A 23,297-nucleotide genomic window follows, 5' to 3' on the forward strand; every position below is an offset into this window, starting at 1 on the left:
GGTGAGCGCACGCGCCGCGCTCCCGGCTCTCGCGCTGCTGGCAACCGCCTGTAGCGCTGCGCCGGGGGTGCCGGTGGCCGATGCGGCGGACATTCTGTCCCCGCAGGCAGAACAGGCACTGGCTGACCGGCTGCGGGGGTACCGGGAAACGAAGGAGACCGCGATCGTGGTCGCAACCGTACCGAGCCTCAAGGGCGAGACCATCGAGATCACCGCGCGCCGCATGTTCGCCGACGGGGGCATCGGGTCTGCCGACACCCATCGCGGCCTGCTGGTGCTGGTTGCCCCGAACGAGCGCAAGGCCCGGATCGAGGTCGGCTGCGGGCTCGAGACCGTCGTGACCAACGCCGCCGCCAAGCAAGTGCTCGACGAGACCATGCTCCCCCGCTTCCGCGAGCGCGCGTTCGACGCGGGCGTCCGCGCAGGTGTCGAGGCGCTGATCACCCGGATCGACACCGCGAAGGTCGCGCCCGGGCCGGTCAGCCCCTATTGCGTGAAGATCATGAAGGACGCGGCATGAACAGGCTCAAGGCCCTCGCATCGCTCTGCCTCGCCGCCATGCTGCTCGCCTTCGCAGGTGTTGCGGCCCATGCGCAGGACTATCCGCCCCGCCCCGATGGCCCGGTCTATGACGGAGCGGGCATACTGTCCGAGGCGACCAAGTCCCAGCTCGATGCCGAACTGCGCACCTATAACGCCGAGACCGGCCGCGCGATCATCGTCGCCACCGTGCCGAGCCTCGGCGGCGCTTCGATCGAGACCTATGCGACCACGCTCTACACCGACAAGTGGGGGATCGGCGGCAAGGAACGCGACACCGGCCTCCTCCTGCTGATCGCCCCCAACGAGCGCCGGATGCGGATCGAGGTGGGCTACGGCCTCCACGGCTATTTCGGCGGGATCATGGCCGGGCGCGTCATCAACGACGTGATTGCCCCGCGCTTCAAGGAGGGCAATTTCGACGCAGGCGTCACCGATGGTGTCGCCGCGATCCTCGCCCACCTCGCCAAGAGCCCCGAGGATGCGGTCGCGATCGAGGAAGCCGCCCAGGCCGCGCAGGCGCAGAAGAGCCGCAGCGACGGGGGCTTTCCCATCGGCGTGCTGATCTGGATCGCCTTCATGCTGTTCTTCTTCGTCGTCCCGCTGCTCGCGCGGCGCGGGAGGCGGCGCAAGTACCGCTCGCGCGGGCAGGGCCCGTGGGGCAGCCGCGGGCTCGGCGATACGGCGCGCGACGTGATCCTGTGGGAGGTCGGCAGCGCGATTGCGCGCGGGATCATCGAGAACAGCGGCCGCGGCGGTGGTGGTGGCGGCTGGGGTGGCGGCGGCTTCGGAGGCGGCGGCGGGGGCTTTGGCGGCTTTGGCGGCGGCTCCTCTGGGGGCGGCGGCGCCTCGGGAGGGTGGTGAGACATGGCCTATATGGATGATGCCGAACGCAAGCTCGTCAGCGTAGCCGTGACCGAGGCGGAAGGCGCGACCTCGGGCGAGATCGTCACCGTGCTCGCGGAAGCCTCGGACGGCTACACCGATGTCGCCCTGCTGTGGGCGGTCGGCGCGGCCTTCACCGCGATGAGCGTGTTCGCGGCCTTCCCCCAGCCCTTTCTTGACACCTGGGACCACTGGTTCGCCGGCTGGGGCCACGAATGGACCAGCGGCGAGCTGGCCAGCCTCGTGATCGCGCTGGGAATGATCAAGTTCCTCGGCGTGATGCTGGTGCAGCAGTGGCAGCCGCTCAAATGGGCGCTGATCCCAGGCCCGGTGAAGGCCCTGCGCGTGCGCGACCAGGCGGTGCGCCAGTTCAAGGTCGGCGCGGAACGGCGCACCACGGGGCGCACCGGCGTGCTGATCTACCTCTCGATGCGCGAGCACCGCGCCGAGATCGTCGCCGACGAGAGCATCGCCGCGATGGTTCCGGCCGAGGTCTGGGGCGAGGCGATGGGCGACATGCTCGCCCACATCCGCCACGGCCGCCTTGCCGAGGGGCTCGCGGTCGGCATCCGCGATGTCGGCCACGTGCTGGCCGAACACTTCCCGCGCGGCGCGGACGATGTGAACGAGCTGCCGGACCGGCTGATCGAGGTCTAGGCGCCCTTCCCTCTTGACCCGATGCCCCTGAACCTGTCGAAGGGCGCTCCCCGCTGCCAATCGACGGAGCATCCCCGTGATCAAAGACCGCGACGCCGACCTGCCTGAAATCGTGCAGTGGGAGGGCAAGTTCATCACCACCAAGACGCGGGGGCGCTGGGAATATGTCGGCCGCGCGCGGGGCATCCGCGCCGCCGCGATCATCGCGCTCGACGACGACCCGGATGGCACCCACCACGTGATCCTCGTCAGCCAGTACCGCGTGCCGCTGTCGCGCTTCAGCCTCGAAATCCCCGCCGGCCTCGTCGGCGACGATGCCGGGGCCGAGGGCGAGGACGCAACCGCCGCCGCTGCGCGCGAGCTGGAGGAAGAGACCGGCTACCGCGCCGCGAAAATGGAGGTGCTGGGCGAGTTCTACTCCTCCCCCGGCATGGTCTCGGAAAGCTTCACGCTGCTCAAGGCGACCGGTCTCACCCGCGTCGGCGAGGGCGGCGGGACGGAAGGGGAAAACATCACCGTCCACCGGGTTGCCTTGCGCGATCTTTCGCGCTTTGTGGCCGAGTGGCGGCGCGCCGGGCACGCGGTCGACGTGCGGATCGCGATGCTTTTGACGCCGGGATATCTGGGAGAGGAATAGGACTATGGCAGGACGTGTAGCGGGCAAGATGGCCCTGGTGACGGGCGGCGCGCAGGGCCTCGGCCGTGCGCATTGCATCCGCCTCGCGCAGGAAGGCGCGCGGGTGCTGGCGACCGACATCAACGGCGCAGGCGCTGAGGAAACCGCCGCGATCATCAATGCCGAACTGGGCGAAGGCACGGCTTTCGGCATGGCGCATGACGTGACCAAGCCCGAGCAGTGGGAAGCCGCGGTCGACGCCGCGCGCGAGAAGCTCGGCGGATTGAACGTGCTCGTCAACAATGCCGGGATTGGTGTTCCGGGCAATATCGAGGCCTGCGACTTTGGCGACTGGCAGCGCTGCTTCGACATCAACGTCAATTCGATCTTCCACGGCTGCCAGAAGGCCCTGCCGCTTATGCGCGAGCACGCGCCGGGCTCGATCATCAACATCTCGTCGATCGCGGGGCTGATCGCGAGCGATACCATGCCCGCCTACAACGCCAGCAAGGCGGCGGTGTGGATGCTTTCGAAGTCGATCGCGCTCCATTGCGCCAAGAAGGGCATGCAGATCCGCTGCAACTCGGTCCACCCGACCTTCGTCGACACGCCGATCCTCGACGGCACGGCGCGCGCCCATGCGCTCGACAAAGATGTGCTGATGGAGAAACTGGCGCGGCAGATCCCGCTCAAGTTCGTCGGCGAGCCCAACGATATCGCCAACGCCGTACTCTATCTCGCGAGCGACGAAAGCCGCTTCATGACCGGCGCCGAGCTGAAGCTCGATGGCGGGATTTCGGCGATGTAAACGGGCGAGAGGGGCCCTGCGGCCCCTCTCAGTTGGCGATCAGCGCGACCGCGAGGTAGATCAGCACCGGGCTGCCGAAGCCGAGCAAGGTCGCAGCAACGAAGCCGACGCGGACCAGCAGCGGGTCGATGCCGGAGTAGTTGCCGATCCCGGCGCACACGCCGAAGACCTTGCTGTTGGCCTTGTCGAGGCGGAAGCCTTCGCGCTGGGGCTGGATGTCGTTCATGTCAGTCAGTCTCCTTGGGATGCGTGGTTCGATCAGGCAATCAGGCCGGGGCTGGCAGGGACGATCGCATAGGCGAAGCTGGCGAGCGTCAGGATGACAGCAAAAGCGGCAGAGGCAAAGCGGGCGGTGGTGTCTTGTCCGAACATGGTCTGGTGTCCTTGCAGAAGCGGTGGAACGGGTCGGATCAGGCCATCAGCGTCGGGCTGGCGGGGATGATCGCGTAGGCAAAGAAGGCTGCCGACAGCACGACCGAGAAAGCGGCGGCGAAGAGGCGGTTGCTGGTTTCGGTGACGAACATGTGGGGTCTCCTTGGTGTATCTTGCGGTGTTTCCGGGACTGTCCCGGGGATGCCGGATACTCTGCATCAGGCGTGCCAAACTCGAAAAATGGCGGATTTCTGGGGTTCTCCGGCTTTCGCACAGCAAACAGCGCGTTCAGCCAAACGAAAGCTTAGGATTTTTCGCCAAGGGTTGGGATCGGGCATTTCCGCTGCTGCGCCACTGGCCAAAGCGGCCCCCTCCCGCTACCCGCGATAGGGCCATGGGCCTCAGCCGGATCACCCTCGAAAACTTCCGCAACCACGCCGTGACGAGCCTTGCGGAGACGGCCCATTTCAACCTGCTGGTGGGCGAGAACGGGGCGGGCAAGACCAATATCCTCGAAGCCCTGTCGCTGCTCGGCCCGGGGCGCGGCCTGAGGCGCGCGAACCTCGGCGATCTGGCGCGGCGGGCCTCGCCCGGCGATCTGCTGCCCCTCCCCTTCGCGATCGGCGCGAGCCTGACCGAGGCCGGGACGGTCTCGGCACGGATCGGCACCTATACCGAAGACGGCCAGCCCGGACGGCGGCTGGTGCGGGTGAACGGGGCGGCGGCCACGGCGGCGAGCCTCGCCGAGTGGCTGGCGCTCTCGTGGCTCACCCCGGCGATGGACGGGCTCTTCACCGACAGCGCGGGCGCGCGGCGGCGGTTCATGGACCGCATGGCGCTCGCCATCGCCCCCGACCATGCACGGCGGGTCAATGCGCTCGAGGCGTCACTGCGCGAGCGCGGCAAACTCCTCGATACGGGCGGCGATCCGCGCTGGCTCGATGCGGTCGAGGCGCAGGCGGCGGAGCACGGCGCAGCCGTGGCGCGCACCCGTGCCGACCTCGTGCTGCGCCTTGCCGACGAGCTTTCCGCCTTGCCGCCCGAGCCTTTCGCGCGCCCCGCCCTCACCTACCTTCCCGGAGGGCCGCTCGACGAGACGGCCTTCCGCGCCGAACTCGCCAAAGGCCGCCCGCGCGATCGTGCGGCCGGGCGCGCACTCACCGGCCCGCAGCGCGACGAGTTGCAGGTCAGGATGGCCTCGACCGGCCAGCCCGCCGCGTCCTGTTCGACCGGCGAGCAGAAGGCGATGCTGATCGCCATCACCCTCGCCCACGGCATCCTCGCCGCTGCAGGACGCCCGAGCGTGCTGCTGCTCGACGAGGTCGCCGCGCATCTCGATCCGGTGCGCCGGACCGAGCTGTTCAACCGCCTCAGGAGCGGCAAGGCGCAGGTGTGGATGACCGGCACCGAACTCGCCCCCTTCGAGGCGATCCGCAGCGAGGCGGCGGTGTGGCGCGTCTCTGGCGGCGGGGTGGAGCGGATTTAACTCCCTCTCGTCATTGCGAGCCGCAGGCGAAGCAATCCATCGCCCGGCCTCGCCCACAGCCGCTACAGCAGTCCATGGGTTGCCACGTCGCCTTCGGCTCCTCGCAATGACGAGGTTTACTTCTCCACCGGCGGCAAGGCCCCCTCGACCTCGCCCAAGGTCGCCGCCACCAGCTTTTCGACCCCGTCTGCGGTCGGGTGAATCTTGTCCTGCTGGAACAGCGAGGGATCGCGGTAGATGCTCTCCAGCCAGAAGGGGATCAGCTTGGCGCCGTATTCCTTGGCCAGATCGCGATAGATCGCATCGAACTTGGCCTGGAATTCGGGCCCGTAATTGGGCGGCGCGCGCATGCCCATCAGTAGCACCGGCACCTTCTGCTCGCGCAGAGTGCCGAGCATCTTGCCGAGGTTTTCTTTCGTCTCGTCGGGCGAGAGGCCCCGCAGCAGGTCGTTGCCGCCCAGCTCCAGAATGAACAGCGCAGGCGGCGCGTCCTTCTGCGAGGCGAGGGTGAATTCAAGCCGCTGCAGGCCCGCCGCGGTGGTATCGCCCGAAACGCCCGCATTGATCACGTCGGCGTTGATCCCCTTGGCGCGCAGGGCGTTCTCGAGCTTCTCGGGATAGGAATCGCGCGGGTCGAGGCCGTAGCCGGCGAACAGGCTGTCCCCGAAGGCGATGATCTTGCGCTCCGGCCCCATCACGGGGATTGCGGGCAGAGCGGGCTGGCCATCCTCGGCCACCTCAGGCGCCTTGGCCGCATCCTCCGCCTCGCCGCTGCATGCCGCCAGCGCCAGCAGCGCCGCGCCTGCAACCGCGATTTTCGACCAAGAGCGCTTGTGCATCCGCGGACCTTCCATACCTGTAGCTTGTTGCTCTCTCCCACCTATGCCATCGGAACCGCGTGACAAGTCCCTCTCTCGCAATCAGCGCCCGCAACCTTACCCTCACCCTCGGCAGCAATGATGCGCCGGTGACGATCCTGCGCGGGATCGATCTCGACATCGCGCGCGGCGAGGTGGTTGCGCTGCTCGGGCCTTCGGGTTCGGGCAAGAGCTCGCTGATGGCGGTGCTTTCGGGGTTGGAACGCGCAAGCGGGGGGAGCCTGACTGTCGCGGGCGCAGATTTCACCAACCTCGATGAGGATGGCCTCGCCGCCGCGCGCCGGGGCCGGATCGGGATCGTGCTTCAGGCCTTCCACCTGCTTCCCACCATGACTGCGGCCGAGAACGTCGCGACCCCGATGGAGCTCGCCGGGATGGCCGATGCCGCACCCCGCGCACTGGCGGAACTGGAAGCGGTCGGCCTCGGCCACCGCACCGGGCACTACCCCACCCAGCTTTCGGGCGGCGAGCAGCAGCGCGTCGCCATCGCCCGTGCCACCGCGCCGCGTCCCGACCTGATCTTCGCCGACGAGCCGACCGGCAACCTCGACGCAGCGACCGGCGAGGAGATCATCAAGCTGCTCTTCGCCCGCCGGGCCGAGACCGGGGCGACGCTGCTCATCATCACCCACGACGCGGGTCTTGCCGCGCGCTGCGAGCGGGTGCTGACGATGGCGGACGGGGTAATCGTGTCCGACACCCGCACCGGCGTGACGGCGGCCGCATGAGCCTTCCCCTATCGACCGCCTGGGCCATCGCCCGGCGCGATCTCAACGCGCGCTTCCGCGGCCTCAGATTGCTGCTGGTGTGCATTTTCCTCGGCACCGCCGCGCTCGCCGCGATCGGCACACTGACCTCGGCGATCGAAAGCGAGCTTGAATCCTCCGGCCAGACGCAGCTCGGCGGCGATCTGGAGGTGGAGGTGTGGCAGCGCACGCTCCGGCCAGAAGAGGTGAAGGCGCTATCCGCCTATGGCACCATCTCGAGCGGTTACAGGATGCAGGCCATGGCGAGCACCCCCGATGCCGCCGCGCCGGTCGAGCTGAAGGCGGTCGACGCGAAGTGGCCGATGTTCGGCACGCTGACGCTGGAGGACGGGCGCTCGGTCAGCGCGCCTTCTGGCAAGGACGCGTGGATCGCGCAATCGGCGCTGGAGCGGCTCGGGATCAGGGTCGGTGACAGCTTCAAGGTCGGCACCGTCACCCTGCGCGCGGCGGGTGTCATCAAGGACGAGCCCGACCGCCTGTCCGAAGGCTTCCAGCTCGGCCCGACGGTGATCGTCGCCGACACCGTACCTGCCGAGGCCGGGCTGATCGCCCCGGGCGCGCTTTACCAGAGCAAGCACCGCATCGCCTTCAGCAACCCCTCGCGCAACCCCGAAGATGTCGAGGAGGCGCTGACCAAGCAATTCCCGACCGCAGGCTTCGACATCCGCACCCGCGACCGCGCCTCGCCCGGGGCGGACCGCTTCGTGCGGCAGATGAGCGATTTCCTGACGCTGGTGGGCCTTGCCGCGCTGGTGATCGCGGGGATCGGGATTGCGGGCGGCGTGTCGTCCTATCTCGACCAGCGCCGTTCGAGCATCGCTACTCTGAAGGTGCTGGGCGCGACCTCCAACGACATCGTGCGTATTTACGCCATGCAGATCGGCGTCGCGGCGTTGGCGGGGAGCCTTGCGGGGCTGGCCGCGGGCGTTGCCATCACCCCGCTGCTGGCAGGCGCATTGCAAGGCCTGCTGCCGGTCGAGAGCGGCTTCATCATCGCCCCCGCTCCGCTGGCGCTGGCGGCGGGCTACGGCCTGCTGGTGGCCTTCGCCTTTGCCGCCGCGCCGCTGCTGCGCGCGCGGACCTTCCCGGCGATGGCGCTGATGCGTTCGGGGATCGTGCCCCTCGCCCGCGACAAGCGCGCTCTGCTGGCGACCGGCCTCGGCCTTGCGGCGATCTGCGCGCTGGCGCTGCTGACGACCGCGCAGCCGATGCTCTCGGGCGGGTTCCTGCTCGGTGCGGGCGGTGCGCTGGCGCTGCTGGCGGGGCTCGGCTGGGGCATCCAGCGTCTCGCGCGCCGCTTGCCGCGTCCGGCCAATCCCCTGCTCAGGAGTGCGATCGCCAACATCCATCGCCCCGGCGCGCCGACCGGAGCGCTGGTGACGGCATTGGGCTTCGGGCTTGCCGCCTTCGTCCTCCTCGCCGCTGTACAGAGCGCGATCGACGGCAACATCGCCCAGCGCGTCCCCCGCGAGGCGCCCGACTATTTCGTGCTCGACGTGCCGCCCGCCAAAGAGGCGCGCTTCACCGAGCTGATCCACACCGAGTTTCCGCAAGCCAAGGTGCGGACCGTGCCCACGATGCGCGGCGCGGTGCTGGCCTATGGCCCCAAGGACAAGATGATCCGCGTTGCCGATCTCAAAGAAATTCCCGAAGGCGCTTGGGCGCTGCGCGGCGAGCGCGGGCTGACCTATGCCGACGCCCTGCCCGAAGGCAATCGCATCACCGACGGCACGTGGTGGAAGGCGGGCGAGCCCGAACCGCAGGTCTCGGTCGACGCGCGCTTTGCCGAGGCGGTCGGCCTCAAGCCCGGCGACTACCTCACCATCGGCATCCTCGGCGTCGAGCGCACGGCGCGGATCGCCAATATCCGCGAGATCGACTGGGAGAGCATGGGCTTCAATTTCGCGCTGGTGTTCAGCGCGAGCGCGATTGCAGATGCCCCGCACAACCTTTCGGCCACCATCGACCTGCCCGAAGGGGCGGACAGCGCCGCCAAGGGCCGGCTGCTGCGCGCGCTGGTGAAGGAATTGCCCTCCTCTTCGGTGATCGAGGTCGGCGGCATTCTGGTCGAGGCCAGGAAGCTCCTGGAGCAGGTCAGCCTCGCCACCCTCGCCGCTGCTGCGGTGACGGTGCTGGCGGGGCTCGCGGTGCTGATGGGCGCGATTGCCGCAGCGCGGGCCGCGCGGACCTATGACACGGTGATGCTGCGTGTGCTCGGTGCGAGCCGGCGGCAGATTCTGCTGTTGCAGCTCGCCGAATACGGCCTGCTCGCCGCCGTGCTCGCGCTGGTCGCGCTGGCACTGGGCGGCGGGCTGGCGTGGGTTGTCATCACCCAGCTGTTCGAATTCGACTGGCTGCCCGACTGGGGCGAGGTGCTCGGCGTCCTCGCCCTCGGTGTCGCGCTGGTGCTCGGCTTCGCGCTCGCCGGATCGCTGCCCTTGCTGGGAGCGAAGCCGGCGCGGGCATTGAGAGAGCTCTAGGCGAAGATTTCCTCCAGCGCCTCCGCGCCGCCGCCGGTCACCTCGCTGTGGAGCGAGGCCATGAAGGCCGAGAGCGACATCAGGTAGAGGAACAGGATCGGGAAAAACAGCAGCAACATCGCCCCTGCAGCGAACATCGCGGCGCCCGGCCCCGCTCCGGTCGCATCGGTCACGCCGAACATCAGCACGACCGGAACCACAAGCAGCAGCACCGCACCGATCGTGTAGACGACGTTCGAGAGGAAGATGCGCCACACGTTCCCGCGGGTCAGCTGCCAGCTGCGGCGGATCGCCTTGACCGGGTTGAACACCTGGTCGACCGCCACCACCGGGATCAGCACCGAGAAGCGGCATCCGAAATAGACCATCACCGGCAGAAACAGCAGCGGGACCACATTGACCAGCGTCGTGCCGCCACCCGCCGCGCCCAACGCTCCGCCGACCAGCGCGCCGACCGCGATATAGGCAAGCATCAGCAGCACGGTGATCCCGAAGAAGGGCAGCGCGCTTTTGAACCCGCGGCTCATCGCCGCGCCGAAGGACGCATCCTCCAGCGGCGAGGCGAGCGTCACCAGCGCGGCCTGCTCGGCGAAAAAAATCACGATGTAGGCGGCATAGAAGACCACGATGAAGGCGATCAGCCCGAAGCCCATGCCCGCAAAGGCCGCGGGATCTTCGAGCCCCGCCCCTGCCGCCGCCGCGCCCGCGGCACCGATCACTGCCATGCCGACGCCCAGCACCAGAAGCCCGCCGAACTGGATCGCGAGAAACACCGCGCACAGCCCCACCAGGCCCCAGAACCTCTGCCGCAGCATCCGGCCCATGGTGCGAAACACATTTCCGATATCGATCATCGCATACCCCTTTGCGGCGTCCCCTGCCGCCAACGCAGGATGCAAAGGTCAAGCGCCTCAGGCAAACGGAAAAACCGCGCTACGCCCGTTTGTCCGCCGCTATTCGAAGATGGCGTTGTCGAAGCCTGCCAGCCGCGGGTCCTCGCCATAGCGGTTGGGGCCGAAGGTGCCCTTGGCGATCATCAGCCAGAACAGCCAGCCCGCGCCGATATAGGGCAGGAACATGACCGTGAGCATCCAGCCGTTGGTGCCGTGATCGTGCAGACGGCGCACCTGCAAGGCTGTGGTCGGCAGGCCGAACACCGCGATCCAGCCCAGTGCCACCCATGCCACGGCCTCGTCGCCCGCGTCCTGCCCGGCCAGCGGAGTCAGGGCGAGCAGGTTCACCACCAGCGCAAGGAGCGCCAGCTGCCACAGGATGAAGCCCCAGTAATCGGTGCGCCGCGCGCGGCCCTTGAAGTCGATTATCTGGCGGAAAGGCTGGATCAGCAGGTCGAGCATCGCGCCGTTTATGTCCCCCTTTGCGCCCTTCGCGCAAGCCCCGCGGGGCCTCCAGCTGCGCCAAAAGAAAAGGGCCCCGCACCAGTGGTGCGAGGCCCCTTCGTGTCCTTGCGGGTAAGCCCAGATCAGAACTTGTAGCGCACGAGGCCGCCATAGGTGCGCGGCTGGCTCGGGTAGCCCGAGACCGTGCCGGCCTGCGCCACGCCGTCGAACACCGTGATGATGTACTGGTCGTTGAGCAGGTTGCGCGCCCACAGGCCGACTTCCAGACCGTTGTCGAGCTGGAAGATGGTCGAAGCGTTCACCAGGTTGACTTCGCGCTGGAAGATGCGCGGATCGCGGCGGGCGTTCACCGGACCGTTGAAGGTCGGCAGGCCGTTGTTGATCGCGACATTGCTTTCGTGGCTGTAGTCGAGTCGGGTGATCAGCTTGTTGTTGCCGAGTTCGAGCGTGTGGGTCGCCGAGGTGGCGATGCTCCACGACGGGATGCCCGCTGGACGGAAGCCCGTCAGATCACCGACCGGGCTGGCGGTGAAGCTGTCAAAGTTCGGATCGAGGTGGGTGGTCGCGAAGGTGAACACCAGGCTGTCGCTCGGACGGATCGTGGCGTCGAGCTCGAAGCCGCGAACCGACTGCTGACCGGCGTTGTTCAGCTGGAAGCCGGTGCCGGTGAACAGGAAGCTCTGGAAGCCCTTGATGGTCTGGTCGAACAGAGCGAGGTTGAAGCCGAAGCCGTCCCACTGCGCCTTCATGCCCAGTTCGTAGACTTCCGCGTTTTCCGGACCGGCAAAGCGCGAACCGGTGGTGAGGTTGGCCACCCCGAGACCGGCATTGGTGATCGGCGAGGCCGGCGCGGCGAAGCTCGAGCGGCCCGGGCCCGGGATGTAGTCGCCGAAGGCCGGACGGCTGTCACGCGAGAGGTTGACCGAGCTCGCCTTGAAGCCGGTCGCGTAGCTCGCATAGACGTTCACTTCCGGCGAGATCTGGTAGGCGACACGCAGGAGGTAGGTGAACTTGTCGTCGTTGGTCTTGCCCGGTTCCACCGCGTTCGGGATGTTGAGGAACGGCGGCTGGAACTGGAACGGCGTCAGGCCGAGCAGCGGGTTGGTCGCCGGGTTGGTCGCAGCCGCAAGAAGCTGCTGCTGCACCGCCGACGGAAGCGCCTGGAACTGCGCGCGGGTGAACACGTCCGGAAGGTTCGGGTTCTGCAGCGTCGCGCCGGTGATGAAGGCATCGACCAGGTTGGTGTTCGACAGCTCGTCGAACGACTGCTGCGCCAGCGAGAAGCTCTTCTTGTCGTCGGTGTAGTTGAAGCCGCCGGTGAAGACGAGGCCATCAACCGGCTCGAAGTCGACGGTGCCGAACACCGACCATGCGGTGTTGTCCATCGAATACTGCTCGGCCGTCAACGGACCGGCGCTGAAGATCGAGCCCTGCGGCAGGCCGAGGCCGGCTTCCACGCCGTTGAAGAGCAGCGGGTTGCCGCCCAGCAGCGCGAAGAAGGTGCGCGCGTCGGGGCCGGTGGTCAGCTTGCTGTTCTGTTCGATCGATTCATCGAAGTAGAACCCGCCGAGCAGGAAGTTGATCGGGCCGTCGAAGTCCGAGGTCAGACGCAGTTCCTGGGTGAAGGTGTTGACCTTCTGGTCGCGGGTTTCGGTCACCACGTCGGCGCTGGTGAAGTCGACGTCCTGATCGAGGAAGTTCTTCAGTTCGCGGTAGGCGGTGATCGAGGTGAAGGTCAGCGGACCGGTGCTCCAGTCGGCCTGGATCGAGCCGCCGTAGTTGTCGACGGTGTTGACCGGCACCTGGCTCAGGTAGGTGTTGTAGCTGAAGAAGTCGGTGTCGAGGTTGCCGCCCACCGCACGGATCGCGGGCGCGGTCGGGCCGGCGACGAGGGTCGAGACGAGGCAGCAGGTCTCGTCGATCTTGGCGTAGTCGGCGATCGCACGGATCTTGAAGTCCGGGGTCGGCTCGATCAGCAGCTGACCGCGGGCCGACCAGCGGTTGCGGTCCGACACGTCGGTGTTGAGGTTGACGATGCGGGCATAGCCGTCGCGGCGGTTGTACGAACCGTCGAGCGAGAAGGCGATGTTCTCGGCGATCGGACCGGTCACTTCGCCGCGCAGCACGACCGCGTCATAGTTGCCGTAGCTCGCTTCGACCTGGCCGCCGAATTCGTACTGCGGCTCCTTGGTGACGACCGAGATCACACCAGCCGAAGCGTTCTTGCCGAACAGGGTCGATTGCGGCCCGTTCAGCACTTCGATGCGCTGGACCATGTTGAGGTCCGACAGGGCCGCTGCCGAGCGCGAGCGGAACACGCCGTCGATGAACACGCCGACCGAGGGCTCGATCCCGAAGTTGTTGTCGCCGTTGCCGAAGCCGCGGATGATGAACGTGGTCGCCGAGGCGCTCTGCAGCTGGCTGACGCGCAGCGAGGGGGTGACGGTCTGCAGGTCGAGCACGTCGCGGATCTGCGCCTGCTCGAGCACTTCGCCGCTGGTCACCGACACCGAGATCGGGGTTTCCTGCAGGGTCTGCTCGCGCTTGGACGCGGTGACGATGATGACGTTGCTGCTGTCTTCGCTGCCGGCGTCGGGCTCAGCCTCCTGGGCAAAGGCCACGCCCGGCATCGCCAGAGCGCAGGCGGCGCCTGCAAGCAGGGTGAATCGATAGGCGCCGGCAGGGCCGGTGAAGGTCGAACGCATGGAAGCTCCTCTCCAAAAATCCCGCGACCCCGGCGCCCTTTGTCGGGCACGCACCGTCCCAGTGCGCTCTCTCCCGAGGTCGTGTGGCCAAAGTGATAGGCCAGTGCGCCGCGCCGAACAAGCGTCAGACCCGCGATTTTGCGGGCCATGTCCGCCGATTGTTGCGCAAGAGTCACACTGATTCCCCCCGCTGCACGCCCTCGTGTTGCCCCGACGCTTGCCCCCCGCGCGCACCCCTGCTAGGCGCGCCGGCGATGTTGCATCGCAGCACATGGACGCCTCGGCTGCGCTTGCCGTAGCGTCCGGCGCTGTCGCTAACCCGCCACAAATGCTGCCTAACGCGAGCCGCCCCCGGCGGTTTGCCCCTGTTTCCTGCCCCGGACAGTCCGTGTCCGGCTTTTCACCGGAAGTTTTCCCCGCATGTCGTCCGCCCTCAGAAATATCGCGATCATCGCCCACGTCGACCACGGCAAGACCACGCTGGTCGACCAGCTCTTCCGCCAGTCGGGCACCTTCCGCGAGAACCAGCGCGTGGAAGAACGCGCGATGGATTCGGGCGATCTCGAAAAGGAACGCGGGATCACCATTCTCGCCAAGTGCACCAGCGTGGAGTGGGAACAGGGCGGCGAAACCACCCGCATCAACATCGTCGACACCCCCGGCCACGCCGACTTCGGCGCGGAAGTCGAGCGCATCCTCTCGATGGTCGACGGGGTGATCCTGCTGGTCGACAGTGCCGAAGGCGCGATGCCGCAGACCAAGTTCGTGACCGGCAAGGCGCTGGCGCTGGGCCTGCGTCCGATCGTCGTCGTCAACAAGATCGACCGTCCCGACGGCCGCCCGCAGGAAGTGCTCGACGAGGTGTTCGACCTCTTCGTCAGCCTCGATGCCAATGACGAGCAGCTCGATTTCCCGGTGCTCTACGCATCGGGCCGCGAAGGCTATGCCAGCGAGGACATGGACGCCCGCAGCGGCACCCTCGCCCCGCTGTTCAACAAGGTGATCGAGCACGTCCCGGCCCCCGGGCTCGACCCCGACGCCAAGTTCGCCTTCCTCGCCACCCTGCTCGACCGCGACAACTTCATGGGCCGCGTGCTCACAGGCCGCGTCCAGTCGGGCACGATCCGCGTCAACGATCCGATCCACGCCATCGACATGGACGGCAAGGTGATCGAAACGGGCCGCGCGACCAAGCTGATGAGCTTCGACGGGCTCGAGCGCGTGCCGGTCGAGATCGCGCGCGCGGGTGACATCATCGCGCTCGCGGGCCTCGAAAAGGCGACCGTCGCCAACACCATCTGCGACCCCAGCGTCACCGATCCCATCGCCGCCCAGCCGATCGACCCGCCGACGCTCGCTATGCGCTTCTCGGTGAACGATTCGCCGCTCGCGGGCCGCGAGGGCAGCAAGGTCACCAGCCGCATGATCCGCGACCGCCTGCTGCGCGAGGCCGAAACCAACGTCGCGATCCGCGTCACGGAATCCGAGGACAAGGACAGCTTCGAAGTCGCCGGCCGCGGCGAATTGCAGCTCGGCGTGCTGATCGAAACCATGCGCCGCGAAGGCTTCGAGCTCGGCATCAGCCGCCCGCGCGTCCTCTTCCGCGAGGAAGACGGCAAGCGCATGGAGCCCTACGAGACCGTCGTGATCGACGTCGATGACGAGCACTCGGGCACGGTCGTCGAGAAGATGCAGCGCCGCAAGGCCGACCTTTCCGAAATGCGCCCTTCGGGCGTGGGCAAGACCCGCATCACCTTCTCGGCCCCCTCGCGCGGCCTCATCGGCTACCACGGCGAATTCCTGTCCGACACGCGCGGCACCGGGATCATGAACCGCCTGTTCGAGAAGTACGGCCCCTACAAGGGCCCGATCGAGGGCCGTCTCAACGGCGTCCTGATCTCGAACGGCGACGGCGAGGCGGTGGCCTATGCGCTCAACTCACTCGAGGAACGCGGCACGCTGTTTATCGGCCCGCAGATGAAGGTCTACGAGGGCATGGTGATCGGCGAGAACGCCAAGCCGGATGACCTCGAGGTCAACCCGCTCAAGGCCAAGCAGCTCACCAATATCCGCTCGAGCGGCAAGGACGACGCGATCCGCCTCACCCCCCCGCGCCGCATGAGCCTCGAACAGGCGATCGCCTATATCGACGACGACGAAATGGTCGAAGTCACCCCCCAGTCGATCCGCCTGCGCAAGGCCCTGCTCTGCCCGCACGAGCGCAAGAAGGCCAAGCGCAAGAAGGAAGATTGATCCGCCTGGGTCAGTCCCACCAGAAGAACCACCAGCGGCTCTTCAGATAGGTCGCCGCCAGCGCCGACAGCGTGCCGACACCCTGATCGACGATGTCGGCGCAATAGGCATAGTGCTCGCGGGCGAGGCGCAAAGCCTCCTCGCGGGTGGCGGGCCGTCCGGCGATGCGCAGGTTCATGACATCGCCGCTCATGCCGACAAGCTCGGCGCCGTAACGTTCGTGCCATGACTTCAAGGCGGCAACGTGGAGCGCCGGCTCGGGGTTGGCGTTCCACCCGCCCCAGTTGGCATAGGCTGGCACCTCCCACCCATGCCGCGCGGGGAAGATGACGATGAAACATGGGCGGTAGGGCTTGCCGGTGAGGATATCCTCGCTGGTGGTCAGCTCAGGCCCATCGGCAACCGTGGCAGGCCACTCTCCGACATCGGCCTCGACCTCCTCCTCGATATCGCCCGGGGCATACTCGGCCGCGAAAGCCTCGCGCTCACGCCGACGCGCATCGTACATCGCCTGCGGCCAGGCGAGCCCGCTTGCCCGGGCGAGGATCGCCTGCGGGTCCTCGCGGTCGTCGAAGCTCGCCGCCTCGGCAAAGAAGGACATCGCATCGGCATCGCCGACGACAACCGGATAGCCTTTGCCTTGCGCGCGAAGTTGCTCCCAGCGGGCAAGCGCCTTGGCGCCGTCGACCACTTCGACAGGGTATGCGATCATCGCCTTGAGCTGTTCGGGATCGAATCCCGGTTCGGCACCGCCCGCACCCGCCGTTCCTTGCGCCCTGCCGCGCCCGGTGCCCAGCAGCGCGAACAATCCGCCGAACAGTCCTTTCACTACGCCCCTGCGCTCCATCGCCGACCCTCTCGCGCATGATTGCGCGCCGCGATGCTAGGCGAGCGCATCACCTGTTGCCAAGTGGTCGGGCCCGCTTCCCAACCCCGCCCGCAGCCGTTACCCCCTCCCCCATGAACACCTACACCCTCGCCAGCCTTGCCGCCTATTTCCTGCTGATGGTCGCCATCGGCATTTATGCCTGGGCGAAGACCCGCAACACGTCGGAGGGGTATCTGCTCGCCGGGCGCGATCTCGGGCCGGCGGTTACCGCGCTGTCGGCGGGGGCGTCGGACATGTCGGGGTGGCTGCTGCTGGGCTTGCCGGGGGCGCTCTATGCCTCGGGACTTGTCGAGGCGTGGATCGCCATCGGGCTGACGGTCGGCGCGGCCCTGAACTGGATCATCGTGGCCCCGCGCCTGCGCGAGCAGACCGAGCGGCTGGGCAATGCGCTCACCATCCCGCAATTCCTCGCCAACCGCTTCCCCGAGCAGGGGACGGTGCTGCGTGTGGTTTCGGCGGTGGTGATCGTGGGCTTCTTCACCGTCTACACCGCAAGCGGCATGGTCGGCGGGGGCAAGCTGTTCGAGACGGCGTTCGCGGGCGCGCTGCCGGTGACGGGGCTCAGCGATTACATGGTCGGCATCCTGCTGACCGCCGGGATCGTGCTGGTTTACACCACCATCGGGGGCTTCCTCGCTGTCAGCCTCACCGACTTCGTGCAGGGCATGATCATGATGGTCGCGCTGGTGGTGATGCCGCTGGTGATCCTGTCGGACGCGGGGGGCACGTCAGGACTCGACCTTGCGAGCGTGCCGCAGCCGGGGTTCCTCAGCCTCACGCAGGGCGCAACGCTCGTGGGCGTGATCAGCGCGGTCACATAGGGCCTCGGGTATTTCGGGCAGCCGCATATCATCGTGCGCTTCATGGCGATCGACCGGGTCGAGAACGTGCCCAAGGCCGGCATCATCGGCATGGGCTGGATGGTGATCTCGCTCGCGGGCGCAGTGACCGTGGGCCTGGCGGGCCGCGCCTATGCCGAGGCGAACGGGCTGGTGGTGGACGATCCCGAGACGATCTTCATCATCCTCGCTGGCCTGCTGTTTCACCCGGCGGTGACGGGCTTTCTCTATGCCGCGCTGCTGGCGGCGATCATGAGCACCATCGCCTCGCAGCTGCTGGTCTCCTCGTCCTCGCTGACCGAGGATTTCTACCGTCTGTTCCTGCGCCGCGATGCGAGCGAGCGTGAGCTGGTGAACATCGGGCGGCTGTGCGTCGCACTGGTGGCGGCAGCGGCGCTGGTGATTGCGGCCGATCCCGAGAGCGAGGTGCTGGGCCTCGTCTCCAACGCCTGGGCGGGCTTCGGCGCGGCGTTCGGCCCATTGATCCTGCTCGCGCTGACATGGCCGCGCATGACCGGCGCGGGTGCGGTCGCGGGGCTGGTGACGGGCGCGGGGGTGGTCGCGGGGTGGATCGTTCTGGGGCTCAACAAGGAATTCATGGGCGGCCCCGGCCTCTACGAGATCGTTCCGGGTTTCATTGCCGCCTTCCTCGCGATCGTGATCGTCAGCCGGCTCACCGCGCGCGCCGAGGTGTAACCGCAGGCCCGAGCCCCGCGAACAGGGGGGAGCGAGGTTCGCCTCGACCCCCGGCCTCCCTCCTGCCGGGAGCGAGTGCGGGTCTCGCGCCCTTTCCTCCGGTCGCGCCTTGCGGCATAATCGCCCGAGGGGAGGAAAGGGTATGGGAGACCATTCTGCACATGGTCCACGCGTCACGGGGCTTGGCGGGATCTTCTACGTGGTCAAGGACCCCGAGGCGAGCCGCGCGTGGTATCGCGAGGTGCTGGGGATCGACGGGGCCTACGGCCCGCAGCTGGCCTGGGCCGGCGAGCCGCGCGCCAACCCCTATTCGCTGATCAGCCATTTCGGCGATGATGGTTACATCAAGCCGGGCATTGGGGGCTTCATGATTAACCTGCGGGTCGACGATCTGGCGGGTTTCATCGCTGCCTTGCGCGACAAGGGCGTCGACATCCTCGGCGAGGCGGACGAGGGCTATGGCAAGTTTGCATGGCTGCTCGATCCGGACGGGGTAAAGATCGAGCTATGGGAGCAGGTCGAGGACGCCCTGCCCTGAGCCGTGCAGCGCGGCCACCCGTTAAGGCTACGTGGTAACCGGGTAACGGACCATTAACCCAGTTTGTTGCGCAGGGCTTAAGGATAACTGCGCAATAGTGCCTAGCTATGAAGCACGTGGCACATCTTGGCAGAGCGGTTTTACTGGCGAGCGCCCTGGCGCTGGCGGGATGCGGTTCGCTTGTGCCCTCCGCCGGGGGCGGCGCCGTATCGCGGCCCGTGAGCAGCACGGCCCGCGCCCCTGCCCGGCCCGCAGTGCCGGTCGCCTCGGCTCCGCAAAGCTACGCCCCGCGCCCTGACGACTTGAGCTGCATCGCCGATCTCGGCGCGACCGGAGCCAGCTTTGCTCCCCTGCCCGACAGCTATGCCGCCCCGGGCTGCAACAAGCTCGGCACGGTCCAACTGATGGCGCTGGCGGGCGACCGCGCGCCGCTGAGCGTCGCCAACCTCGGGCCGGTGCAGTGCCATGTCGCCAAGGCCTTCGGTGACTGGGCGCGCTTCGGGGTCGACCGCGCCGCGCGCCAGATCCTCGGCAGCCCGGTGGCGAAAATCGAGACGATGGGGTCCTACAGCTGCCGCAATGTAGCGGGCACCGAGCGCCGCTCGGCCCACGCCCGCGCCGAGGCGATCGATGTGTCGGCCTTCGTCCTCGCCGATGGCAGGCGGATCGTGCTCAAGCGCGACTGGCAGGGCGGCGATGCGGCGACGCGCGAGTTCCTGCAGGTGGTGCACAAGAGCGCCTGCAAGCGCTTCGGCACGGTGCTCGGCCCGGAATACAATGCCGCGCACGAGGATCACTTCCACTTGGAAGGCACCGGCGCGAAATTCTGCCGCTGAGGCAAGCCGCCGGCAGCGGCCAACCACCACAGGCCATCTGAAGCCAAGCCCCCTCCTCCAGATGCACATCCGCACGGCCGCCAAAACGACGGCGGCCCCGGGCGCTGCATGACCAGCGCCGGGGCCGCCAAGGGGGCGGAGCTTGCGAATGACCAGTCTGCGCACGGCCCCTGTTCTCAAAAGGGGGGATGAGCCGGGCCGGTTTCGGTGGGCGTGTTGCCCGAGGTCGTAGATGCCGGAGCTGCGGAACCTGCCCCGGCATCCCCTCAGGCGCGCATCCTGGGTTCGAGCTTCGCCTCCAGTTTCAAACGTACCGCTTCGGCCGCGTGGCGCGCGCCGAGCTTGGTCATCATGTTGGCGCGGTGGATCTCCACCGTGCGCGGGCTGATATCGAGTTCCCGCGCGATCGCCTTGTTGCTGCTGCCTTCGGCCAGCCAGTCGAGCACTTCGCGCTCGCGGGCCGAGAGGGTCGAGATGCGGTCACGCGCTTCGATCATGCGGCGGCGCGCGGCGCCGAACTGTTCGGCTTCCTTCTCGATGCGCAGCAGGCAGCGGGTGAAGCGTTCCGGATCGAGCGGCAGGGCGAGGTAATCGAGCGCGCCGGCCTTGATCGCCTCCACGATGCGGCCCGGGCGGGGCTGCACGTCCACCGCGATCAGCGGGAGCCAGATGCCCAGCCGGCCGAGCCGGTCGAGGATCATGCCCACCCCGCCTTCCTCGGCGGTGTCGCGGGCGATGATGATCCCTTCGCGCGGCGGGTGGACCGCCAGCTCGGAAAGGTCACCATAGACCTCGCAGTGGTGGCCAAGACCGAAGCCTACCCGCGCCAGTTCGGCGCGTTGGCGGCTGCACGAATCGATGAAGTGGAGTGAGGCTTTGCGTGTCATGTGAGGATGTCTGCGCTAACCTATGTCGGGATTCACGCAGGAGCAGCCCCGTTCCGGAGGATTTACCATATCCCCGGAGTATCAAGTGTTTGAATTATTGAGAGAATTTACGTCCGTATCGGAGGCAGATCAGGACTGACCCTTACGCGTCATCGCTGAAAGTATAGGGCGGAAGCGAGTGGAAGGCCGACCGCAGGGCATTTCCCCAACCCGATGAAATCGTATCGAAATACTCGTCCTCGGCGGTCACGCGGTGTTCGTGCGTGGCGGCGAAGGCGTCCTTGCCGATCACCAGCAGATCGAGCGGCAGGCCGACCGACAGGTTAGCCTTGAGAGTCGAATCGAAACTGACCATCAGCAGCTTCACCGCGTCCTCGAAGCTCATGTCCTTATCATAGCCGCGGATCAGGATCGGGCGGCCGTACTTGGTCTCGCCGATCTGGAAGAAGGGCGTGTCCCAGCTCGCCTCGATGAAGTTGCCTTCGGGATAGATCATGAACAGGCGCGGCTGCATTCCGCGGATCTGCCCGGCGACGATCATGGTTGCGGTAAAGCGCCCCTTGCCGCCCTCGCCGTTGACGCGCTGCACCTCCTCGATGGTGGTGCGCAGCAGGCGGCCGATTTCGGTCGCGACCTTGAACATGGTCGCGCCCTTCAAGAGGCAGTTCTCGCGCTCGGACGGGGCCTTGGTGCGCTCTTCCAGCTGGCTGATCACGGCTTGCGTGGTGGCAAGGTTGCCCGCAGTCATGACCGCGATCATCCGCTCGCCCGGCACGCTCCAGTGGAACAGCTTGCGGAAGGTCGAGATGTTGTCGACGCCCGAATTGGTGCGCGTGTCGCTCATCAGGACGAGGCCCTTGTCGAGCACCATGCCAACGCAATAGGTCATGCCGTCATCCTTGTATTCGCAGCATCGCTTGCGCCGCGCCCTAGCGCGAAGCAACGCATCGCGCAAAGGCCTCACACGGGCTTTCGGCTTATTGCGTAGATTGGCTCTGGGACTGGCCCTGCGCAGGGGAGCCCGACTGGCTCTGGCTCTGCACCGTCAGCGGCTGGGCTTCCACCGCCACGCCCACGGTCAGCACCTGATCGGTCGCGCCGATGCTGATGCCGGTGACGGGGGCGGCATCGCGGTAGTCGCTCCCCGTCGCCACGCGGACATAGCGCGGATCGGGAGAGATGCCGTTCGAGACATCGAAACCGACCCAGCCCAGCCCCTCGACATGGGCTTCGGCCCAAGCGTGGGTGGCCTCCTGCTCGATCCGGTCATCCATCAGCAGATAGCCGCTGACATAGCGCGCAGGGATGCCGCCCGCGCGCGCGGCGCTGATGAAGATGTGCGCGTGATCCTGGCATACGCCTGCGCCGTGGCCGACCGCTTCTTCGGCGGTGGTGGCGGAGTGGGTGCGGCCGGTTTCATAGGCCACCCGCTCGCGGATCAGGCCCGAAAGCGAGTGCAGGAAATCGAGCGGCGCAGCACCCCCTGCCCCCTGCGCCTCGCGCAGCAGCGTGCGCAGCTTGGCGCCCGGACGGGTGAGCGGGGTCTGGCGCAGGAAGCTCCACAAGGGCAGGTGCCCCGAATGGCGGCCGATCACCCCGGCATTGTCCTCGGTCTCGACCACGCCCTCGCAGGTCACCGTCACCTCGCGCGCGCCGGGGGTGAGGCCGATCAGGGTGACGTGGTTGAAATGCTGGTCGTCATACTGGAGCTCGGTCGCGGCATTCTCGAAATGCATTCTCCAGTCGATGATCCGCTGGCCCTGCGTCTCCTTCGGCGTCAGCCGCAGTCGCTGGAGCGCGTGCACCACCGGCGTCGCAAAGGCGTAGTGCGTCGTGTGGCGGACCTGGAGTTTGAGCTTGCTCATGCGTGGAACCGGTAATCCTCGGCGATCGCGCGGGCGATGGCGTTGTTGCGGGCGAGGAAATCGACGAGGAATTCGTGCAGGCCGCCCTCGAAGATCTGGTCGACAGTGAGGTGGCTGATCCGGGTGTCGGCCTCGCGCATCAGGGCGACCGCCCGGCCCTCCACCCCGTGCGTGCGGGCGAGCGCGCCGAGGCAATCGCGCAGCGCATTGCGGCAGAAGGCGAGGCTGCGGGGGAAGCGGTCGTCGAGCACCACGAATTCGACGATCCCGCGCGCCTCGATCTGCCCGGCGTTGAGCCAGGAATAGACCCGCGCCCCCGCGACCGACCGCAGCACCTGTTCCCACTGGCCGGTGTCGAGGCTCGATCCGACATAGGAGAGCGAGGGCAGCAGGATGAAATACTTCATGTCGAGAATGCGCGCGGTGCTGTCGGCGCGCTCGATGAAGGTGCCCGCGCGGGCGAAGTGGTAGCCCTCGTCACGCAGGATCGAGCCGTCGAAGGCGCCGTGGACCTGCGTTCCCGCCCGCCGGATCGCGGCGAGCACCTCGCCCACCATGGTCTGGCCCACGGGCCGCGCCAGCAGGCGGTCGATCCGCATCCAGTTCTCGTTGACCGCTTCCCACACGTCCGAGGAGATGTTGATCCGGCTCTCGCGCGCGTTCGATCGCACGCTGGCGAACATCGCGCGGACATTGCCGGGGTTGGACGGCCCGCGCAGCACGAAGTTCCAGACCGAGGTGCCGTCATAGCCCTCGTGCACGGCTTCGTATGCGGCGCTGAGGCCGAGCGTCGCGATCACCGAGCGCCATTCGGCCTCGGCGGTGATCACGTCGCGGGTCAGCGCCATGCGCAGCGCGGCCTCGAGCAGGCGCGCGGTGTTCTCGGCCCGCTCAAGATAGCGGAACATCCAGAACAATCCGTTGGCGGTTCTCCCGAGCATG

General features: G+C 67.4%; 23 protein-coding genes and 1 pseudogene. 12 read left to right on the forward strand and 12 right to left on the reverse strand.

The annotated features are described in order from the left end of the window. Window position 1: 1 nt before the first annotated feature. From BZF57_RS07265 to BZF57_RS07285, 5 genes are all read left to right on the forward strand, one after another. The gene (locus BZF57_RS07265; RefSeq protein WP_162290959.1) at window positions 2–520 is read left to right on the forward strand and encodes a TPM domain-containing protein; all 519 of its coding nucleotides are present in this window, start codon (window positions 2–4) and stop codon (window positions 518–520) included. Continuing rightward, on the forward strand, window positions 517–1,404 hold the full coding sequence (locus BZF57_RS07270) for a TPM domain-containing protein (RefSeq protein WP_240505886.1): 888 nt from the start codon (window positions 517–519) through the stop codon (window positions 1,402–1,404). Before BZF57_RS07265 ends, BZF57_RS07270 begins: the two co-directional genes overlap by 4 nt. A gap of 3 nt (window positions 1,405–1,407) precedes the next feature. After that, a complete protein-coding gene (locus tag BZF57_RS07275) occupies window positions 1,408–2,082 on the forward strand; it encodes a TPM domain-containing protein (protein WP_086736288.1) in 675 nt (224 codons plus the stop codon). A 76-nt stretch (window positions 2,083–2,158) separates the two neighbouring features. After that, a complete protein-coding gene (locus BZF57_RS07280; RefSeq protein WP_086736290.1) occupies window positions 2,159–2,719 on the forward strand; it encodes an NUDIX hydrolase in 561 nt (186 codons plus the stop codon). A 4-nt stretch (window positions 2,720–2,723) separates the two neighbouring features. Then, window positions 2,724–3,506: an SDR family oxidoreductase gene (locus BZF57_RS07285; protein WP_086736293.1), complete on the forward strand. Its 783-nt coding sequence runs from the start codon at window positions 2,724–2,726 to the stop codon at window positions 3,504–3,506. A 28-nt stretch (window positions 3,507–3,534) separates the two neighbouring features. Here BZF57_RS07285 and BZF57_RS07290 read toward each other — a convergent pair whose 3' ends face one another. The 3 genes from BZF57_RS07290 to BZF57_RS21495 are packed head-to-tail and all read right to left on the reverse strand — an operon-like array spanning window position 3,535 to window position 4,030. Continuing rightward, entirely contained in the window at window positions 3,535–3,732 is a 198-nt protein-coding gene (locus BZF57_RS07290) for a PspC domain-containing protein (protein WP_086736295.1), read from the reverse strand. Window positions 3,733–3,764: 32 nt separating this feature from the next. Further along, complete coding sequence (locus BZF57_RS21490) at window positions 3,765–3,878, reverse strand: enoyl-CoA hydratase (protein ID WP_206073219.1); 114 nt, start codon at window positions 3,876–3,878, stop codon at window positions 3,765–3,767. A gap of 38 nt (window positions 3,879–3,916) precedes the next feature. Beyond that, window positions 3,917–4,030, reverse strand: a complete 114-nt coding sequence (locus tag BZF57_RS21495) for an enoyl-CoA hydratase (protein ID WP_206073220.1) — start codon at window positions 4,028–4,030, stop codon at window positions 3,917–3,919. 242 nt (window positions 4,031–4,272) lie between these two features. Here BZF57_RS21495 and recF point away from each other — a divergent pair, with 242 nt between their 5' ends. Then, window positions 4,273–5,364, forward strand: coding sequence for a DNA replication/repair protein RecF (gene recF, locus BZF57_RS07295; protein WP_086736297.1), 1,092 nt, complete (start codon window positions 4,273–4,275; stop codon window positions 5,362–5,364). 116 nt (window positions 5,365–5,480) lie between these two features. Here the strand turns inward: recF and BZF57_RS07300 are convergent, their stop codons facing one another. Next, window positions 5,481–6,203, reverse strand: a complete 723-nt coding sequence (locus BZF57_RS07300) for an arylesterase (RefSeq protein ID WP_240505887.1) — start codon at window positions 6,201–6,203, stop codon at window positions 5,481–5,483. Window positions 6,204–6,262: 59 nt separating this feature from the next. Here BZF57_RS07300 and BZF57_RS07305 point away from each other — a divergent pair, with 59 nt between their 5' ends. Both BZF57_RS07305 and BZF57_RS07310 read left to right on the forward strand, forming a co-directional pair. Next, window positions 6,263–6,970: an ABC transporter ATP-binding protein gene (locus tag BZF57_RS07305; protein WP_086736301.1), complete on the forward strand. Its 708-nt coding sequence runs from the start codon at window positions 6,263–6,265 to the stop codon at window positions 6,968–6,970. Beyond that, a complete protein-coding gene (locus tag BZF57_RS07310) occupies window positions 6,967–9,489 on the forward strand; it encodes an ABC transporter permease (protein WP_086736303.1) in 2,523 nt (840 codons plus the stop codon). Before BZF57_RS07305 ends, BZF57_RS07310 begins: the two co-directional genes overlap by 4 nt. On the opposite strand, the gene BZF57_RS07315 is transcribed toward BZF57_RS07310, so the two are convergent. The 3 genes from BZF57_RS07315 to BZF57_RS07325 form a co-directional block, all read right to left on the reverse strand. Further along, a complete protein-coding gene (locus BZF57_RS07315; RefSeq protein ID WP_086736305.1) occupies window positions 9,486–10,343 on the reverse strand; it encodes a glycerophosphoryl diester phosphodiesterase membrane domain-containing protein in 858 nt (285 codons plus the stop codon). The genes BZF57_RS07310 and BZF57_RS07315 overlap by 4 nt on opposite strands. A gap of 99 nt (window positions 10,344–10,442) precedes the next feature. Continuing rightward, window positions 10,443–10,844, reverse strand: a complete 402-nt coding sequence (locus tag BZF57_RS07320; protein ID WP_086736307.1) for a DUF805 domain-containing protein — start codon at window positions 10,842–10,844, stop codon at window positions 10,443–10,445. 125 nt (window positions 10,845–10,969) lie between these two features. Beyond that, window positions 10,970–13,552 carry a TonB-dependent receptor gene (locus BZF57_RS07325; protein WP_086736309.1) on the reverse strand — a complete coding sequence of 861 codons (2,583 nt, stop codon included), beginning with the start codon at window positions 13,550–13,552 and terminating at the stop codon, window positions 10,970–10,972. A gap of 420 nt (window positions 13,553–13,972) precedes the next feature. Here BZF57_RS07325 and typA point away from each other — a divergent pair, with 420 nt between their 5' ends. After that, window positions 13,973–15,805 (forward strand): translational GTPase TypA, encoded by a 1,833-nt coding sequence (gene typA, locus BZF57_RS07330; RefSeq protein ID WP_086736311.1) that lies wholly within the window; start codon window positions 13,973–13,975, stop codon window positions 15,803–15,805. A 10-nt stretch (window positions 15,806–15,815) separates the two neighbouring features. Here typA and BZF57_RS07335 read toward each other — a convergent pair whose 3' ends face one another. Further along, on the reverse strand, window positions 15,816–16,634 hold the full coding sequence (locus BZF57_RS07335; protein ID WP_206073221.1) for a DUF4253 domain-containing protein: 819 nt from the start codon (window positions 16,632–16,634) through the stop codon (window positions 15,816–15,818). A 176-nt stretch (window positions 16,635–16,810) separates the two neighbouring features. On the opposite strand from BZF57_RS07335, the pseudogene putP reads away from it, so the two are divergent. From putP to BZF57_RS07350, 3 genes and pseudogenes are all read left to right on the forward strand, one after another. Next, window positions 16,811–18,229: pseudogene (putP, locus tag BZF57_RS07340) on the forward strand (sodium/proline symporter PutP). A 142-nt stretch (window positions 18,230–18,371) separates the two neighbouring features. Beyond that, window positions 18,372–18,767 (forward strand): VOC family protein, encoded by a 396-nt coding sequence (locus BZF57_RS07345; RefSeq protein ID WP_086736315.1) that lies wholly within the window; start codon window positions 18,372–18,374, stop codon window positions 18,765–18,767. 107 nt (window positions 18,768–18,874) lie between these two features. Continuing rightward, entirely contained in the window at window positions 18,875–19,603 is a 729-nt protein-coding gene (locus BZF57_RS07350) for an extensin-like domain-containing protein (protein ID WP_086736317.1), read from the forward strand. A 266-nt stretch (window positions 19,604–19,869) separates the two neighbouring features. On the opposite strand, the gene BZF57_RS07355 is transcribed toward BZF57_RS07350, so the two are convergent. From BZF57_RS07355 to BZF57_RS07370, 4 genes are all read right to left on the reverse strand, one after another. Further along, window positions 19,870–20,490, reverse strand: coding sequence for a response regulator transcription factor (locus BZF57_RS07355; RefSeq protein ID WP_086736319.1), 621 nt, complete (start codon window positions 20,488–20,490; stop codon window positions 19,870–19,872). Between the two features lie 142 nt (window positions 20,491–20,632). Next, window positions 20,633–21,379 (reverse strand): proteasome-type protease, encoded by a 747-nt coding sequence (locus BZF57_RS07360; RefSeq protein WP_086736321.1) that lies wholly within the window; start codon window positions 21,377–21,379, stop codon window positions 20,633–20,635. 88 nt (window positions 21,380–21,467) lie between these two features. Then, complete coding sequence (locus tag BZF57_RS07365; protein WP_086736323.1) at window positions 21,468–22,355, reverse strand: transglutaminase family protein; 888 nt, start codon at window positions 22,353–22,355, stop codon at window positions 21,468–21,470. Then, the gene (locus tag BZF57_RS07370; protein ID WP_086736325.1) at window positions 22,352–23,296 is read right to left on the reverse strand and encodes an alpha-E domain-containing protein; all 945 of its coding nucleotides are present in this window, start codon (window positions 23,294–23,296) and stop codon (window positions 22,352–22,354) included. Before BZF57_RS07370 ends, BZF57_RS07365 begins: the two co-directional genes overlap by 4 nt. Window position 23,297: the final 1 nt, after the last annotated feature.

The sequence above is a fragment of the Erythrobacter colymbi genome, from assembly GCF_002155685.1.
GTDB lineage: Bacteria > Pseudomonadota > Alphaproteobacteria > Sphingomonadales > Sphingomonadaceae > Erythrobacter > Erythrobacter colymbi.